The sequence below is a fragment of the Methyloversatilis discipulorum genome (genome assembly GCF_000385375.1).
GTDB classification, from domain to species: Bacteria; Pseudomonadota; Gammaproteobacteria; order Burkholderiales; family Rhodocyclaceae; genus Methyloversatilis; species Methyloversatilis discipulorum_A.
The window spans coordinates 3,184,094-3,201,068 of the sequence record NZ_ARVV01000001.1 but is presented as its reverse complement, the minus strand read 5'-3'; the positions used below and the strand labels follow the sequence as shown (position 1 = coordinate 3,201,068).

Here is a 16,975-nt window from a genome sequence, read left to right as displayed (position 1 = left end):
TCCGTGCGCCGGATGCCGCGAAGGTTGAGAATGCTCCGAAACACGGCCATCGGAAGAAGCCACCATGCTGTTGATGATCGACAATTACGACTCCTTCACCTACAACCTCGTGCAGTACTTCGGCGAACTCGGTGAGGACGTTCGCGTGTTCCGCAATGACGAGATCACGCTTGAACAGATAGACGCGCTGAAGCCGGACCACATCGTGGTGTCGCCCGGCCCTTGTTCGCCCAACGAGGCGGGGGTGTCGGTGCCACTGATCAAGGCCTTTGCCGGCAAGTACCCCATCCTCGGCGTCTGCCTCGGCCACCAGAGCATAGGCGCGGCCTTCGGCGGCGACGTGGTGCACGCCAAGGTGGTGATGCACGGCAAGACCGCCGCCATCCACCATCTGGACAAGGGCATGTTCCGCGGCCTGCCCAACCCCTTCACCGCCATCCGCTACCACTCGCTGGCGGTGTCGCGCGACACGCTGCCGGACTGCCTGGAAGTGACCGCCTGGACCGACGACGGCGAAATCATGGGCATGCGGCACAAGACGCTGGCGATCGAAGGCGTGCAGTTCCATCCGGAATCCATCCTGACCGAGCACGGTCACCAGATGCTGAAGAACTTCCTCGACGAGTGGAGGGCCGGCGCATGACGTTCACCCCGAAACAGGCGCTCGAGCGAGTGATCGAGCACCGCGAAATCTTCCGCGACGAAATGACCGCGCTGATGCGCCAGATCATGACCGGCGAGGTGTCGCCGACGCTGATCGCCGCCATCCTGATCGGTCTGCGCGTGAAGAAGGAAACGGTGGGCGAGATCGCTGCCGCGGCGATGGTGATGCGCGAACTGTCGATGAAGGTGCCGGTGGACAACACCCAGACTCTGGTCGACACCTGCGGCACCGGCGGCGACGGTGCGCACACCTTCAACATTTCCACCGCGTCGATGTTCGTCGCCGCGGCGGCCGGTGCGCGCGTGGCCAAGCACGGCGGGCGCGCCAGTTCGTCGCAGAGCGGTTCGGCCGACGTGCTGGAGGCTCTGGGCGTCAATCTGAACCTGACGCCGGCCCAGGTTTCGACCTGCATCGAACAGGTGGGCGTCGGTTTCATGTTCGCGCCCAACCACCACAGCGCGATGAAGCACGCCGCACCGGTGCGGCGCGAGCTGGGCGTGCGCACCATGTTCAACATCCTCGGTCCGCTGACCAATCCGGCCGGCGCGGCCAACCAGGTGATGGGCGTGTTCCACGCCGACCTGGTCGGCATCCTGGCGCGCGTGCTGAAGGAGCTGGGCTCGCGCAACGTGATGGTGGTGCATGGCCGCGACGGGCTGGACGAACTGTCGATCAGCGGCGACACCTTCGTCGGCGAACTGCGCGACGGCGAGGTGAAGGAATACACCGTGCATCCGTCGGACTTCGGGCTGACGGTGCACGCGCTCGACACGCTGCGCGTAGCCGATGTGCAGGCCTCGCGCGACATGCTGCTGGCCGCACTTGACGGCACGCTCGCGCCGGCGCGCGACATCGTGCTGCTCAATGCCGGCGCGAGCCTCTATGTGTCGGGCGTGGCGGACAGCCTGCGCGACGGCGTCGATCGGGCGCGCGAAGCCATTGAATCCGGCGCGGCGCGGCAGCGTCTCGACAAGCTGGTCGAGCTGTCGCGCTCGTTCGCGAACTGAGGTCGCTGATGTCAGACATCCTGCAGAAAATCCTCGCCACCAAGCGCGAGGAAATCGCCGCCGGTCTTGCCACGGAAACGATGGCAGCGCTGCGCGCGCGCGCCGATGTGCAGGCACCGACGCGCGATTTCGTCGCGGCGCTGAACACGCGCGTGGCGGCGAAGAAGCCGGCGGTGATCGCCGAAGTGAAGAAGGCCAGCCCGTCCAAGGGCGTGCTGCGCGCCGACTTCCGGCCGGCCGATATCGCCCGGTCTTACGAGGCAGGCGGCGCGGCCTGCCTGTCGGTGCTGACCGACCGTCAGTACTTCCAGGGCAGTCCGGACTATCTGGTCGAGGCGCGTGCCGCCTGCAGCCTGCCGGTGCTGCGCAAGGATTTCATCATCGACCCTTATCAGGTGGTCGAGGCGCGGGCGATGGGCGCGGACTGCATCCTGCTCATCGTCGCCGCCTTCCTGCCGCCCTCGGGCGAAGCCGACGCGGCGCAGCGGGCCCGTGCGGTCGCCGACATGCGCGCGCTCGAGTCGCTGGCGAAGGAACTGGGCATGGCGGTGCTGGTGGAAAGCCACGACGCCGGCGAACTGGACCTCGCGCTGCAGCTCGATACGCCGCTGATGGGCATCAACAACCGCAGCCTGCGCACCTTCGAAGTGTCGCTGGATTTCACGCTGTCGCAGCTTGAGCGCATTCCGGCCGACCGCGTGGTCATCACCGAAAGCGGCATCCTCGCAACGGAACACGTCGCGGCCATGCGGGCCCGCGACGTGCACGCCTTCCTGGTCGGCGAAGCCTTCATGCGCGCCGCCGACCCGGGGGCCGAGCTGGCGCGCCTGTTCGGCACCGCCTGAGCGGACTTTAGCCGCGCGTTGCTTCCGGCGGGCGCGGACCGTCGCCGTGGCGGTGCTTGCCGTGGTGACCGTGGCGGCCGCCCATGGCGGCCAGCGACTTGGCTGCCTCCTTGCGTTGTGCCGGCGTCAGCACTTCGGCCAGATCGGCCATCGTGCGCGTCATCACCTTCGATGCTTCATCCATCTGCGCATGGCGGGCGGCGCGTTGCTGCTCGATCTGGCCGCGATCTATCGTGTCGGCCGACAGCAGTGCCAGCATCTGCTGACGGTCGTCGGCGCGGCCAGCGTGCAGCTTCTTCATTTCCTCGCCTGACGCCTTGACGATGTCACGGGCGCGCGCCTTCTGTTCCTCGCTGGCGCCGACCTTCGTGAACACGCGCTCAACCATCTGTTCCATCCGCTTGCCCATCGCTTCCGGGCCGTGGTGGCGCTCGCCGTGCTTGACCGGGTGGGCGCCGCCGTCGGCGCCCGGGTGCGCCTGTGCCGGCACATTCACGGCAATCAATCCGGCCAGCGCACCGGCGCTGGCAAGTCCGGCAAACCAGCGGCCGCGGACAGATGATTTTTCAGGGGTTTTCATGTTCGGTATCTCCATTCGCCGGAACGCTCCGGCAGCGAAGCCAGCTTGTGCCGCTGCTGTGAACCCTGATTTCGAGTGGCGTAACCATTTGTAAAGGTTGACGCCCCGAACGCGATTCCGGCACCGGCGTTCGAGTTGCGGGCGAAATGGGCGACGTTGCTCTGCAACGACGCCGTGACCCACGCCGCATCCCAGTATTGGCGCGGGTTTCCGTCGATTCGCTGCGGTATGATCAATCGCAGATACCGTCTCAAGAACGGCCGATAAACCAAAGAGGTCAGCGCCGGGCTCAGGCCCGGCGTCCAATAACATCGTCCAGTCCGCATGACAGCCCCCGCCGCCCGCGCGATCGACTGTGCCATGCTGTCCGGTCTGCCTTCGCTGCCGCTTCTTGCGGACGTGGCACTCGGACTGCGTGCGCTGCCGGCCGGCGTTCCGTCCCTCAATGCGCTGCTGCGCCTCGATCCGGCCTGGGTGCTGCGTCTGCTGCGCGCGTCGCAGCTGATCGCCACGCCCGCCGGCGACGGCGGCGCAGGGCGGCGCATCGACGCGGTGATCGACGCCTGCGGAAATGCGCTGATACAGGTGGCGCTGCTCGACGCGCGCGGGCGCGTTCAGCGCAGCGGTGTCGATCTTGCCGGGCATCACGCCTTCTGGGCGCACTCCATACTGAGCGCCGAAATCGCCCGTGAACTTGCTGCTGCGGGCGGTCGCTGCGATCCGGACGAGAGCTTCATCGCGGGCCTGCTGCTCGACGTCGCACTGCCGCTGCTGGCGGCGGCACCCGGTGGTGGCGAGCGGCACGCGCAGCGGCCGACCGAACACGAACTGGCCACGCTCGAAACCGCCTATGGCGGCGAACATCACGGCGAGGTCGGCGCAGCGCTGCTGTCTGCCGACTGGTCGGCCGGACTGGCCGATGCACTGCGTTTCTCCCACGCCGACGGCGCGCTCTTCGTCGATGCGCCTGAGCATCTGCGCCTGGCGCGCGCTGTCGAAGAACTGGCCGGTGGCGGTGCTGCCGACACGACGCAGCAACGGGCGCTCGCACAACGCCTGGCCGGGCTGTCGGCCGATGCGCTCGACAGCGCGCTGCAGGCGGCGCACAGCCGCGCGCTCGAGCGCTGCCGGCTGATCGAGGTGGACGCCGCAGACACGCTGTTCCCGGCCGGTGCGCCCTATCGTCCAGGCTTCGGCGTCGCCGACGCACAGCCGGACGACAGCGCCGCGCTGACCGGCTTTGCACGCGCCGGGCTGTTCGGTCAGGTGTATGCGCGCGGCGACGAGTCCGCACTGTGGACCATGCTGAAGCTGGCGTCGGCATTGCTGCTCGACCTGCCGGCGCCGCAGATATTGCGAGCCGGGCAGGGCGGCAGCGCCTTCGTGCCCATCGCGGAGCAGGGCGAGAACGCACCGCACATCGACCTCGCGCAGCCAGGGCTTGAGGGCGTCTGGCGCCAGCTTTCGTCGGGCGCGGGCTGGCTGTGCAGCGACGCGCGCGAGGCCGCTGCGCTGCCGGTCAGCCTGCAGCGCCTGCTGCGTGTGTCGCCCAGGCAGACCGGCCTGATCCAGCCGCTATGCAGCGAAGCGGGTGTCGAGGCGCTCGCGCTCTACCACTTCCCGGCCAGTTTCACGCCCGCGCTGATGCGCCGCAGCGACGAACTGCACGCGCTGGCCGAAGGCGCGGCTCGCGCCCTGCACCAGCAGCAGCTGCGTCTGCGCGAACTGGGCGAACTGCGACAGGGTATGGTCGAGCAGTACGCCGTGCATGCGCGCCAGTTGCGCGGCGACCTGCATACGCCGCTCGGCCTGATGCGGCATCAGATCAAGTCGATGCGCCTGAAGATGGGTGCCGATGCGATGGTCGATTCCGAACTGACGGTGTTCGGCGACCAGATCGATCGCATCGACACCGTGCTGCGTCAGTTCGAGGGCCGTCCGCCCGACGTGTCGGCCGACGCCCAGCGCATCGACCTCAACCAGCTGATGGAACAGACGGTGGCCGAGGTCGAGGAGCGCGTGCTGCGCGCCCGCTCGATCTCGACCGAACTGCATCTCGACGCGGCGCTGCCGCCGCTGCATCTGCCGCTGCGCGAACTGCGCGAGCTGCTGCACGCGCTGCTGGCGATCAGCGCCGAACAGGTCGGCACCTCCGGTCGCATCGCGGTCAGCACGGCAGAGGGCCTCAACCTCAATGGCTCGCTGTTCGTCGAGGTCCGGGTGCGCGATTTTGGCCGCGGCATGGATGCCGCACGTGTGTCGGCGCTGTTTGCGCCGGACGGCAGCGGTGTCAACCGGGCGACGCCGGCGCACGCGCTGGCGCTGGCCCGCTCGCTCGGCGGTTCGCTGTCGTGCAAGAGCGCGGTCGGTCAGGGCACCGTGTTCCAGCTGCTGCTGCCGCGCACCACCCGTCGCCCGGCGGCGGCGGCGGTTCAGCTCTGACCGTCAGGCCGCCTTCCAGCGGCTGTTGGCGTTCACATGCTGGGCGAGGAAATCCATCTGGTCGGCTAGGATGTTGCGGTTGCTGAGGATGAGGTACTCGGCCTTGTTCGGCACGTAGGGCGCGTACATCAGCTGCATCCGCGCCTGCTCGGGCGTGCGGCCGCTCTTGCGCTGGTTGCAGGGCCGGCAGCAGGTCACGACGTTCATCCACAGGTCGCGCCCACCTTGCGACACCGGCACGATGTGGTCGCGCGTCAGTTTCTGGTAGGAGAACTCGCCGCCGCAGTAGCCGCAGATCGAGCGGTCGCGGTGGAACAGCTCGCGGTTGTTCAGCGGCGGCACCGCCGTCTGCAGCTTGTGCGCGTGGCTGCGACCCTTGATCGCGATGATGCTGTTGGTGCGGATGAAGGACTGCTCGCCGGTGACGCGATTGATGCCGCCGCGGATCTCGAACTCGTGGCTGCCGGCCACCCAGGCCACCAGGTCCTTGGAGTGATAGAAAACGGCATGCTGCCAGCTGACCCAGCGGTGCGGTACGCCGTTGGCGTCGAGGGTCAGTATCCACGGGTGCGACGGGCGTCGCACTTCGTAAACTATGCTCCGGGGTGGGTGCTCCAGCATGATCGTCTTACGCGTCCTCGGTCTGAAATCGGTCAGTCGAAGTGAAACGTGTGTCGTCACGCATCCGCCCGGCGACGCGGGAAACGTTGCCGCGCAAGGTGCTCGGACACTTTAGCAAAGGAAGATGAATTTGCAACCGCGTCAATCATTTGCGAAGCATCGTCCGATGGGCTGCGCACTGGCGCTGTCGGCCCTGCTGCATCTGCTGATTTTCTGGCCGCTGCCGTCCGTGGCACCGCAGCCCAGCCAGAGCGTGCTCCGGCTCGCACTGAAGCCGGACGACCGGAGCGCCGTGCCGGCGCAGGACAGCGCGACCGGGGGCCCGGGCGTGGTGGTGGGCGAACCGCGCCCGGCGCCGGTTTCGGCGACCGGAACGACCGTCGCGGCTGCACCGACGCCGCCTGCCGCCGCCGAGCCGGCGCTGCCGGCGCCGGGCGATGACGCGCTGCGGGCGCTGCGCTATGCGCTGGCGCGGGTGGTAGTCGCCGATGGATGGGCGACCGATGGGCGCGCCGCGTCGATGTCGGTGCAGCTGCATGTGCTGGCGCGACGGGTAGTCGGTGTCGACCTCGCGCGCAGCAGCGGCCGTGACGAGGTCGACGCGGCGGTGCTGGCCGCCTTCAAGGCAGCGGCCGGGCGGGCCGTAATACCGACGTCGCTTCCGGCGCACGGGTTTACCGTAGAACTCGAGCTGGAAGCGGGAGATGCCGCCCGTTCCGATGATGCCGAGCCACCGCTACCCGGTTGAACCCTCGACACCGTCAGCAGCGCACCTGCTGGCGGCAGAAGCTGTCCATCGCGACCACCCGCGTGGTTGCGCCGACCGGCTTCATCGCGCGGTCGCCACCGTGATCCAGTGCCAGCCGGAAGCCGAAGCTCTGGAAGAAGCGGTCGAACACGTCGGCGCCCAGCGTGGCGACCGCCACCAGTTCGTCGCGTTCCGCCATGTATTCGAGCACGATGCCGGCCAGCGGCTGCGGCGCCGGGCCTTCGAGTACGCGCGCGCCGGCGGCCGGATCGAACTGGCTGTGTTCGGAGCAGCAGTGGATCACCCGCGCGCGGCGGCTGTGTGCAGTCGCTTCGTCACGGTAGGAGATGAAACTGATGTCCCGTGTCGGATGCGTGAGCTTGTGCGAGCATATGGCCGAGTAGGCGACGATGGACTGGGCGCGGCCGACGCCACCGGGCCAGTCGTACTGTCGCCCGTCAGCGGTACGCAGCTTCGTCGTGCCTTCGACCTTCCTGCCCAGATCCAGCAGGAAACAGGGCGTGGCCGGATACGGCCACTGGAATACATAATTGACGCCCGGCTTGAGCGAGGACGCCTTCAGCGGGCGACCTTCGCCGTCGGTCAGCACGCTGCGCGGGTACTCCCGCGCCACGGCGGCTCGCGCGGGCAGGTTCAGTCCGGCCAGTCCGCAGGCGGCGCTGCACGCGGCGATAAAGCTGCGTCTTTCCATCATCACGCTCCACAGGAAACATTCGTGCGGCAGTCGTTGAAAACTAGAAAGTGCCGCCGCGGTAGTCAAGCCGGCCGGAGACAGAATTGAGCACGCCGCCGCAGTCGCTGCAGGCGCCGTCGGAGCAGGCCGATCCGTCGGCCGGGCGCGCCCGCGCGCCGGGCCAGGGTGTGGTCATCAATCTGCTGATCGCCGTCGCCTACTGCCTGCTTGCCGCACTCAGCTTCCGGCTGCGCGACGTCGTGTCGGGTCAGATGCCGATGTGGGCGCCGATGGGGCTCGCGCTGTTCGCGCTGCTGCAGGGCGGCACGCGCTGGCTGCCCGGCGTGGTCGTTGGCGTGCTTGCGTCGGCGGTGCTGGCGCGTCAGGGTGCGGCGATGATCGTGCTGTTCTCCGCCGGCCAGATACTTGCGCCGTGGGCCGGTGCGGCGCTGTTGCGGCGCCTGACCGCGCGACCGACCGATCTGCTCGAACGCACCGACGGCGCGCTCAAGCTGATCGCCGTGATCTACCTGATGGCGGTGCCCAGCGCCGTGGCGACGCTGGCCGGCAGTGTGCTGGCGCACGGTGTTCCGCCCGATCGCTGGCTGGAGATCGGCTCCACCGCCTGGCTCGGTGACGCGCTCGGCGCCATCGTCACCGTGCTGCCGCTGCTGGCCTGGGGCGCGCGCCGGCCGCTGCAGCAGCTCAAGCGCCGCCTGCCCGAGCAGATCGTCGTTGTCGGTGCGCTGATGGGTCTGCTCAGCGTCACTTTCGCCGGCGTCGCGCTGCTGCCGGACCCGATGCTGCAGCTCTACGTCGCGCTGCCGCTGGTCGTATGGGTGGCGCTGCGCTTCCCGCCGCGCGTCGGCTGGACCGCCTTCCTGATCACTTCGATGATGGCGCTGGCCGGCACCGCCAACGGCACGTCGCCGTTCAGTCCGCATCCGATGCAGGTGCAGCTGCTGGTGCTGCACGGCCTGATCATGCTGACCGCCGCCACCGCGCTGTTCATCGGCGCCGCGATGTCGGAGAAGCAGGCGGCGCGGCGCGCACTGCGCGAGCGCGAATCGCATTTCCGTGCACTGACCCTGCTGTCGGCCGACTGGCACTGGGAACTGGACGCCGAACTGCGCTACCACCGGCTGCCGGACGAACTGACCGACGCGCACTTCGGCGACACCGAACTGGACGGCTGCGCGCCGTGGGAAATTCCCGGCGAGGAAGCGCTGACCCAGCCCTGGGGCCTGCTGCGGCAGACGCTGGAGAGGCACGAAGCCTTCCGCGATTTCCTGTCGCGTCGCCGCGACGGTTCGCGCTGGCGCTATCTCGCCTCGTCCGGTGAACCGGTATTCGATGCCTCCGGCGCATTCTCGGGCTATCGCGGCGTCAGCCGCGACATCACCGCCGAAATGCAGGCGCGCGAGGCGCTGCGCGAAGAGGAGTTCCGTCTGCGCGCGCTGGTCGATGCGCTGCCCGACCTCATCGTGCTGAAGGACAGGCACCTGCGCTGGCGCCTCGCCAACCGCGCGCTGCTCGATACGCGCTGCCTGAAGAAGACCGCTTGGCTGGGCGCGACCAGCGAGGAACTTGCGGCGCATCTGCCTTCGCTGTCCGAGGTGCTGCTGCACAACCATGCCATCGCGCAGGAGGTCGCCCGCACCTGCAAGCCGCACTTCGAGGAGCAGGTGGTCGACCTGGCGGGCAACGATCCGCGCGTCTACGACGTCTCCATCATTCCGCTGGTCGATGACGACGGCGCCTTCAATGGTCTGGTGTCGGTACGCCGCGACGTGACCGCGCAGCGGGAGGCGGCGCGCATACAGGCCGAACACGTGCAGAGCGTGCAGTCGCAGAACGACGAACTGGAACGACGCGTCGGCGCGCGCACCGCGGCGCTGGAAGCGGCGGTCAAGGAACTTGAGGCCTTCAGCTATTCGGTGTCGCACGACCTGCGCGCGCCGCTGCGTGCGCTCGACGGTTTCTCGCGACTGCTGGTCGAGGACTACGGCGATCTGCTCGACGAGCAGGGGCGCGAATACCTCGCGCGCATCCGACGCAACAGCCAGCGCATGGGCGAGCTGATCGACGATCTGCTCGAACTGTCGCGCGTATCACGCGCCGAGGTGCGCCGCACGCTGACCAATCTGTCGGATGTCGCCCGCGACATCGCGCGCGAACTCGACGCCGAGGCACCGTCACGACAGGTGCAGTGGGTGATTCCGGAAGGCCTGTGGGTGGACGCCGATCCCGGCCTCGCCCGCATCGTGCTGGAAAACCTGCTGCGCAACGCGTGGAAGTTCACCCGGCTGCAACCGCAGCCGCGCATCGAGATCGGACAGTCCCGGCTGGGCGAACAGACCGCCTACTACGTGCGCGACAACGGCGCCGGCTTCGACATGGCGTACGTCGGGCGCCTGTTCGCACCCTTCCAGCGCCTGCACAACAACCGCGAGTACGACGGCAGCGGCATCGGTCTGGCCATCGTGCAACGCATCATCCGGCTGCATGGTGGCCGCGTCGCGGCCGAGGGCGTGCCGGGGCAGGGGGCGACCTTCAGCTTCAGCTTCGGCGCCGCCGCCGAGGCGGTCGAGGCTTGAGCCGGCGCAGGCGCGCTCAGCCGGCCGCTGCGGGCAGCGTGAAGTGATGGACGCCGAAGCTGCCTTGCCGGCGCTCTTCGAAAAAGGTGCGCAAGGTCAGCGACACGCTGCGGAAGGCCAGTTCGTCCCACGGGATGTCGGCCTCGTCGAACAGCTTCACCTCCAGTGATTCGGTGCCCGGCGCGAAATCGAGGTCGAGCAGCCGGGCGCGGAACAGCAGGTGGAGCTGGTCGATGAAGGGCACGCTCACCATCGTGTAGGGCGCCAGCAGTTCGACCCGCGCGCAGGCTTCCTCACGCGTCTCGCGCATCGCGCCCTCGGCGGCGCTCTCACCGTTCTCCATGAAGCCGGCAGGCAGCGTCCAGTAGCCATGGCGCGGGTCGATCGCGCGCCGGCACAGCATCACCTTGTCTTCCCACACCGGCAGCGTGCCGACCACCATGCGCGGGTTCTGGTAATGAATGCTGCCGCAGGTCGGGCAGACGTGGCGCGGGCGGTTGTCGCCGGCCGGAACGCGCAGTTCGACCTCGCTGCCGCAATGGGCGCAGTACTTCATGTTTCGGGTGGCAATGCCGCGTTGCTGAGCAGTTCGCGAGTGTAGCGCCGCGCTCGCCCGATGCGCAGGGGGTGCCGACTTTTGTCGCTGCCCTCAAGTCGGGAGACTCCCCGGCCGTAAGGAAAGACAATGCCGATTGATTCGGGGTGCTTACGCGCGCGTCGCCCCGTTGAAACGGTTGCTGCACAGCCCGGATTCACGAATGAATGACCTGATCGATACACGCCGCTTCCAGGAAATAAAGGCCGCGGGCGAATTGCCGTCGCCCAAGGGCATCGCCTTGTCGATTGCCCGCATGAGTCAGCGCGGTGACGCGTCGCTGGCCGAGCTGGCTCGACTGATCCAGGGCGATCCGGCACTGGTCGGGCGTCTGGTACGTGCGGCCAACGGTACGCTGCCGCAGGGCTCGCGCCCGGTGGTCGCGCTGCGCGATGCGCTGGCGGTGCTCGGCATGGCGGCGGTGCGCAACCTCGCGCTGGGCTTCTCGCTGATTTCGAGCAACGGCGAAGGTCTCTGCCGCAGCTTCCCCTACACCCGCTTCTGGACCGGTTCGGTCATCCGCGCCATCGCGATGCAGAAGATCGTCATGCGACTGCGCAGCGCCGGTGTCGAGGAGAGCTTCAGCGTCGGCCTGCTGTCAGGCGTCGGTGCCCTCGGTCTGGCCAGCGTGTTCCCGGTGCAGTACTCGCGCGTACTCGACGAAGCGCGCGGCGACGCGGCCTGTCTGCTCGAACAGGAGCGTCAGGCGTTCGCGATGACCCACGTCGAACTGAGTGCGGCGATGCTGCTCGACTGGGGCATGCCGCGCTTTTTCGTCGCCGCGGTGCTGGGCCACGAGTCGGCGCTGAGCACGCCGGTTGATCCCGGCTCGCGCGAATACGGACTGACGATGGCGCTGGGCCTGGCCCGCGCCATCGAAAGCGCCTGCATGGCCGACGAAGCCAGCCGGGCGCAGAGCCTGGACGCCGCACGTGCGCTGGCGGCACGCATGGAGTGGGTGCCGGAGCAGGTGTCCGCGCTGTGCGAGGAAGTCGCCCTCGACTGGAAGGACTGGTCGCAGATGCTGCCGGTCGATGCCTATGCCTTGCCCAGCCTGGACGGTCTGGCCGACACCCTGGTGCCGGCTCCGCCGCCCATCCCGGCCGCTGCGCCGGCGCCGTCCGCGCAGCAGGCGGCCAACGACGCGCCGGGCAGCGAAGGCTTGCGGGTGCTGGTGGTCGAGGACGACATGTCCACCCGGCTGACGCTGCAGACCTTGCTGGTGCGCGGCGGCTATCAGGTCGCGGTGGCCGAGGACGGCGTGCGCGGCATGGACCTGGCGCTCGAGTTCCAGCCGCAGATCATGGTGGTCGACTGGGTGATGCCGCAGATGAATGGCCTCGAACTGACGCGCACGCTGCGTCAGACCCGCATGGGCCGCAACATCTACATCATCCTGCTCACCAGTCACGAAGAGGATCAGCGCCTGATCGAGGCCTTCGAATCGGGCGTCGATGACTACATGGTGAAGCCGCTGCGGCCGCGCGTGCTCGAAGCGCGACTGCGCGCCGGTCAGCGGCTGGTGCGCATGCAGCGCGAACTGGAGAGCGAGCGCGAGGAAATTCGCCGCTACGCGGCTGAACTGGGCGTGAGCAACCGCCGCCTGCAGGAGGTCGCGCTGACCGACGCGCTGACCGGCTTCCCGAACCGCCGCTACGCGATGAGCCGCGTCGCTCAGGAATGGGCGATCGCGCAACGCAGCGAGCGCCCGCTGTCCTGCCTGCTGATCGACATCGATCACTTCCGTCAGATCAATGAAACCTACGGTCGGGACGTCGCCGACCAGGTGCTGGAACAGACAGCGCGCGCGATCCGCGAATGCATGCGTGCGCAGGATGTGGTGTGCCGCACCGGCGGTGACGAGTTCCTGATCATCTGCCCGGACACCGATCTCGAACAGGCCATGGCCTGCGCGCAGCGCGTGTGCGCCGGCGTCGCGGCGGCACCGGTGCAGGCCGGTCGCCTGCGCCTGACCAGTTCGATCAGCATCGGCGTGGCCGAGCGCCTGCCCGCCATGCCGGACGCCGACGCGCTGCTCACTTTCGCCGACCAGGCACTGGTCGCCGCCAAGAGTGCCGGACGCAACCGGGCACACGCGGCGGAATGGGCGGTGAACAGGTCCTAATCCCCCCTCAACCGAAAGGGTAAAGAGAGACTTTTGCCCGCATCCGGCAAAAGTCGTCGCTCAAGTTTCGGCAGATCTTGCCGTCCATTGATCCCGTTGATCGTGCTCACGACCCGGAATGAAGTGGATGGACCGTCACTCTGACAAGATGGGAGGGTTCAGAACCATCAAGGTATTGATGGTCGAGGACAATGAAGACGATGTCTTCCTGCTGAACGCTCAACTGAGCGCGCGCGGGCTCGACACGTATTCCGAGCGCGTCGACAGCGCCGGCGATCTCGCCCGTGCACTGGAAGAGCGCGAATGGGATCTGGTCATTTCCGACCACGCCATGCCCGGCTTCGACTCGGCGTCCGCGCTCGAGGTCGTGCGCCGCAGCGGGCGCGACATTCCCTTCATCATCTACTCCGGCAAGATTTCCGACCACATGGCCTTCTCGGCCATGCGCAACGGCGTCGCCGACTACGTCCAGAAGGGCAATATCGCCCGTCTGGTGCCGGTGATCGAACGCGAACTGCGCGGCGTCGAGACGCGGCGCGCGGTGCAGACGGCGGATGCGCGCATCCATGCGCTGGCCTTCTTCGACACTTTGTCGGCACTGCCCAATCAGACCCTGCTGCGCGCGCAGATCGACGACTGGCTCGACACCGCCCGCCGCAGCGTCGAAGCCAGTCACGCCACGCTGATGGTGGTGGACATCGACCGCTTCCTGCGCATCAACACCAGCTTCGGTTACGAGGCGGGCAACGCGGTGCTGCGTGAAGCGGTGCGCCGGCTGATAGAGCGCGCCGGCGATGGCGCGATGATCGCCCGCCTCAGCGGCGACCGCTTCTGCGTGTTCGCGCCGGCCTGCACCACGCGTGCGCTGGCGTCGGCACTTGCGCAGCGGCTGATGGACGCCTTCTCCACCCCGATCATCAAGGACGGCCTCGAACTGTTCCTGACCGCTTCGGTCGGCGTGGCGATGACGCCGGACGACGGCGACGATGCGCAGTCCCTGATCATGAATGCCGAAGCGGCGATGGCCAGCGCGAAGCGCTCCGGCGGCAACGGCATGAGTTTCTACGCGCGCGAAATGAGCGCCAGCTCGGCCGAGAAGCTGGTGCTGGAGACGCACCTGCGGCACGCGGTGCAGCGCGGCGAACTGTTCCTGAACTACCAGCCCATCCTGAATGGCCTGACCGGTCGTCCATCCGGCGTCGAGGCGCTGCTGCGCTGGAAGCATCCGCAGCGCGGCGTCGTGTCGCCGGACCGCTTCATTCCGCTGGCTGACGAATCCGGACTCATCGTCGAGATCGGCGCCTGGGTCATGCGCGAAGCCTGCAGCCAGGGCAGGCTGTGGCACGAGCAGGGCATGACCGACCTGTCGATGTCGGTCAATGTGTCGGCCGTGCAGTTCGCCCAGCCGCGGCTGCTGGAAACCGTGCGCACCACGCTGGAGGACACCGGTTTTCCGCCGGACAAGCTGGTGCTGGAAATCACCGAGTCGGTGCTGATGAAGGACGCCGAAACGACGATAGGCATGCTGAAGGCGCTGAAGAACATGGGCGTCCGCATTTCGATGGATGACTTCGGCACCGGCTATTCGTCGCTGTCCTACCTGAAGCGCTTTCCGATCGACATCGTCAAGATCGACAAGTCCTTCGTCCGCGACATCAACGAGGACGAGGACGACGCCGCAATCATCCGCGTCATCATCGCGCTGGCCCGCAGCCTGCGTCTGACCACGGTGGCGGAGGGCGTGGAAACGCCTGAACAGCTTGGCTTCCTGATGCGCGAACAGTGCGACCGCTTCCAGGGCTATTTCTTCTCGCGACCGGTGGACGCCGACGTGCTCTGCGCCCGCATCCTGGACGGCTCACTTTTGATTTAAGTTTTTCCCGGCGCTGCCGTTACCTGCCCTGTCCGCCCGGTTTTCTGGGTGGCACCTCCCCGTACACGTCCGAAATGTAAGAATTTTTCTTACAGGGTTCCGTTCGTCCCTTCGTACAGCAAGTTTCGCCAGCCCCTGATTGGGCATCGGCGCCCCTCTCGGCAGAATGCATCCCACACACAGGCGCACTCTGCACCTGCTCCAAGGAGGGATCGAGGCATGAAGACGACCGGCTTGCTCAACGAGATTCGCGAACTGAATCTTGCCTATCTGATGCTCGCTCAGCAGATGATCCGCGAGGACCGTGATGCAGCGATGTTCCGCCTCGGTGTCAGCGAGGAAGTCGCCGGCATGATCGAGTCGCTCTCCCCGGCGCAGGTGCTGAAGATGGCCAGCGCCAACATGATGCTGTGCCGCCTGCGTTTCGACGACCGCGTCCTGCTCGGCCTGCTGTCCAGCCACGGTCGGGATGCATCGACCTCCCACCTGCACGCGACCATCCTGGCCTGCGCGCAGCCGGTCGAAGCGGTTTCCTGAGCCAGGGGGTCAAGGTCATGAAAAACAAGAGCATCGTTTCCGAAGGTCGCGAAATCGCGCTTGCGGTGAACCTGATCCAGCTGGGCGCCCGCCTGCAGCTGCTGGAAGCCGAAACCCATCTGTCGCGTGAGCGCCTGCTCAAGCTGTACAAGGAAGTGAAGGGCGTGTCGCCGCCGAAGGGCATGCTGCCTTTCTCGACCGACTGGTTCATGACCTGGCAGCCGAACATTCACGCTTCGCTGTTCATGTCCTTCTTCAGTTTCTTCAAGCAGAACACCGGTCTCAACCAGCTGGACTGCATCGTCAAGGCGTTCAAGCTCTACCAGGAACACGTGCAGACGCACGATATGGAAGAGGTGCTGAGCCTGACCCGCGCCTGGACGCTGGTGCGCTTCTTCGACGCCAAGCTGCTGCAGCACACGAAGTGCACCTGCTGCGGCGGCCACTTCGTGGCGCATGCCTACGACCCGAAGGCCAGCTATGTCTGCGGCCTGTGCAACATTCCCGCACGCGCCGGCAAGACGCGCCGTGCCCGCGAGGCGCTGATCGCTGCCTGATCCGTTTTCTCTCTCCTGTCTGACCTCCTCCTTGCGCGAGCAAGGAGCTCGCCGCTGCGGGGCAACCCGCAGCGGCATTTTTTTGTGCGTCGGGTGCTGTTCACCTGCGCAGCAGACTTGGTCAAGTTTCCTGAGGTGGTGCCGTTAGACCAACAGGCACGCAGTGATTGATGCCCCGAACATCCGTCATACACAGGGAAATTCCATGTTTCTGATCATCGGTTACGTGATCATCCTTGCCGCTTCGGTCGGCACCTACGCACTGCACGGCAGTCTGGCCGCGCTGTGGGTGCCCGCCGAGTACGTCGCCATCTTCGGTCTGATGATCGGTGGCTTCGTGGCCGGCAACGGCATGGCTGCAATCAAGGCCACGGTGGCAGCGCTGCCGTCGGTGTTCAAGGGCTCGTCCTACAACAAGGCCTTCTACGTGGACGTGCTGGCCATGCTGTACGAAATCCTGGCAAAGGTGCGCAAGGAAGGGCTGATGTCGATCGAAGCCGACGTCGAGAATCCCGAATCGAGCCCCATCTTCTCCAAATACCCCAACTTCCTCGCCGACCACCACGCGGTGGATTTCCTGACCGACTACCTGCGCATGATGGTGGGCGGCAACCTGAACGCCTTCGAGATCGCCGACCTGATGGACGCCGAGATCGAAACCCACCACTCCGAACAGCATGTCGCCGTGCATTGCGTGTCCAAGATGGCCGACGGTGTGCCGGCCTTCGGCATCGTCGTCGCGGTGATGGGCGTGGTGAACGTGATGGGCTCGGTCGGCCAGCCGCCGGCGGTGCTGGGCAAGATGATCGGCGGCGCGCTGGTCGGTACCTTCCTCGGCATCCTGCTCTCCTACGGCTTCGTCGCGCCGATCGCATCGCAGCTCGAACAGAAGATGCAGGAGGGCGGCAAGATCTACGAATGCATGAAGGTGGTGCTGCTGGCCAGCATGAACGGCTACGCGCCGCAGGTGGCGATCGAGTTCGGCCGCAAGGTGCTGTACTCGCCGGACCGCCCCAGCTTCAAGGAGCTGGAGGACGAAGTGAAGAGCCGCAAGGGCAAGTGAGCGGGCCCAGCCCCTTTCTACTGACTC

The 16,975-nt window shown here is 67.0% G+C and carries 15 protein-coding genes; 11 read left to right on the top strand and 4 right to left on the bottom strand.

The window, feature by feature from the left end:
- Positions 1-64 precede the first annotated feature (64 nt).
- The 3 genes from METRZ18153_RS0114990 to trpC are packed head-to-tail and all read left to right on the top strand — an operon-like array spanning position 65 to position 2,516.
- Positions 65-643, top strand: a complete 579-nt coding sequence (locus tag METRZ18153_RS0114990) for an aminodeoxychorismate/anthranilate synthase component II (protein WP_019917246.1) — start codon at positions 65-67, stop codon at positions 641-643.
- Positions 640-1,671 (top strand): anthranilate phosphoribosyltransferase, encoded by a 1,032-nt coding sequence (gene trpD / locus METRZ18153_RS0114985; RefSeq protein ID WP_043363928.1) that lies wholly within the window; start codon positions 640-642, stop codon positions 1,669-1,671. Before METRZ18153_RS0114990 ends, trpD begins: the two co-directional genes overlap by 4 nt.
- Positions 1,672-1,679: 8 nt before the next feature.
- Positions 1,680-2,516 carry an indole-3-glycerol phosphate synthase TrpC gene (gene trpC / locus METRZ18153_RS0114980; RefSeq protein WP_020165493.1) on the top strand — a complete coding sequence of 279 codons (837 nt, stop codon included), beginning with the start codon at positions 1,680-1,682 and terminating at the stop codon, positions 2,514-2,516.
- Between the two features lie 7 nt (positions 2,517-2,523).
- Here the strand turns inward: trpC and METRZ18153_RS0114975 are convergent, their stop codons facing one another.
- Positions 2,524-3,096 (bottom strand): Spy/CpxP family protein refolding chaperone, encoded by a 573-nt coding sequence (locus tag METRZ18153_RS0114975; protein ID WP_232416058.1) that lies wholly within the window; start codon positions 3,094-3,096, stop codon positions 2,524-2,526.
- Between the two features lie 324 nt (positions 3,097-3,420).
- Between METRZ18153_RS0114975 and METRZ18153_RS0114970 the strand changes: the two genes are divergently transcribed.
- Positions 3,421-5,538, top strand: coding sequence for an HDOD domain-containing protein (locus tag METRZ18153_RS0114970; RefSeq protein ID WP_157257247.1), 2,118 nt, complete (start codon positions 3,421-3,423; stop codon positions 5,536-5,538).
- Between the two features lie 3 nt (positions 5,539-5,541).
- Here the strand turns inward: METRZ18153_RS0114970 and METRZ18153_RS0114965 are convergent, their stop codons facing one another.
- Positions 5,542-6,123: an HNH endonuclease gene (locus METRZ18153_RS0114965; protein ID WP_020165490.1), complete on the bottom strand. Its 582-nt coding sequence runs from the start codon at positions 6,121-6,123 to the stop codon at positions 5,542-5,544.
- 160 nt (positions 6,124-6,283) lie between these two features.
- On the opposite strand from METRZ18153_RS0114965, the gene METRZ18153_RS0114960 reads away from it, so the two are divergent.
- Entirely contained in the window at positions 6,284-6,907 is a 624-nt protein-coding gene (locus METRZ18153_RS0114960; RefSeq protein ID WP_029143803.1) for a hypothetical protein, read from the top strand.
- A 13-nt stretch (positions 6,908-6,920) separates the two neighbouring features.
- Here METRZ18153_RS0114960 and METRZ18153_RS0114955 read toward each other — a convergent pair whose 3' ends face one another.
- On the bottom strand, positions 6,921-7,619 hold the full coding sequence (locus METRZ18153_RS0114955) for a Rieske (2Fe-2S) protein (protein WP_020165488.1): 699 nt from the start codon (positions 7,617-7,619) through the stop codon (positions 6,921-6,923).
- An 86-nt stretch (positions 7,620-7,705) separates the two neighbouring features.
- On the opposite strand from METRZ18153_RS0114955, the gene METRZ18153_RS0114950 reads away from it, so the two are divergent.
- Positions 7,706-10,198 carry an MASE1 domain-containing protein gene (locus METRZ18153_RS0114950; protein ID WP_020165487.1) on the top strand — a complete coding sequence of 831 codons (2,493 nt, stop codon included), beginning with the start codon at positions 7,706-7,708 and terminating at the stop codon, positions 10,196-10,198.
- A gap of 16 nt (positions 10,199-10,214) precedes the next feature.
- Here the strand turns inward: METRZ18153_RS0114950 and METRZ18153_RS0114945 are convergent, their stop codons facing one another.
- Complete coding sequence (locus METRZ18153_RS0114945) at positions 10,215-10,754, bottom strand: NUDIX hydrolase (RefSeq protein WP_020165486.1); 540 nt, start codon at positions 10,752-10,754, stop codon at positions 10,215-10,217.
- Between the two features lie 202 nt (positions 10,755-10,956).
- Between METRZ18153_RS0114945 and METRZ18153_RS0114940 the strand changes: the two genes are divergently transcribed.
- The 5 genes from METRZ18153_RS0114940 to motA all read left to right on the top strand — a co-directional run bounded on the left by METRZ18153_RS0114940 (position 10,957) and on the right by motA (position 16,948).
- Positions 10,957-12,918, top strand: a complete 1,962-nt coding sequence (locus METRZ18153_RS0114940) for a diguanylate cyclase (protein ID WP_020165485.1) — start codon at positions 10,957-10,959, stop codon at positions 12,916-12,918.
- Positions 12,919-13,045: 127 nt separating this feature from the next.
- On the top strand, positions 13,046-14,791 hold the full coding sequence (locus METRZ18153_RS0114935) for a putative bifunctional diguanylate cyclase/phosphodiesterase (protein WP_232416057.1): 1,746 nt from the start codon (positions 13,046-13,048) through the stop codon (positions 14,789-14,791).
- A 219-nt stretch (positions 14,792-15,010) separates the two neighbouring features.
- Positions 15,011-15,328, top strand: coding sequence for a flagellar transcriptional regulator FlhD (gene flhD / locus METRZ18153_RS0114930; protein WP_019917260.1), 318 nt, complete (start codon positions 15,011-15,013; stop codon positions 15,326-15,328).
- Between the two features lie 17 nt (positions 15,329-15,345).
- Positions 15,346-15,885, top strand: coding sequence for a flagellar transcriptional regulator FlhC (gene flhC / locus METRZ18153_RS0114925; RefSeq protein ID WP_019917261.1), 540 nt, complete (start codon positions 15,346-15,348; stop codon positions 15,883-15,885).
- A gap of 205 nt (positions 15,886-16,090) precedes the next feature.
- Positions 16,091-16,948, top strand: a complete 858-nt coding sequence (motA, locus tag METRZ18153_RS0114920) for a flagellar motor stator protein MotA (protein ID WP_020165484.1) — start codon at positions 16,091-16,093, stop codon at positions 16,946-16,948.
- Positions 16,949-16,975: the final 27 nt, after the last annotated feature.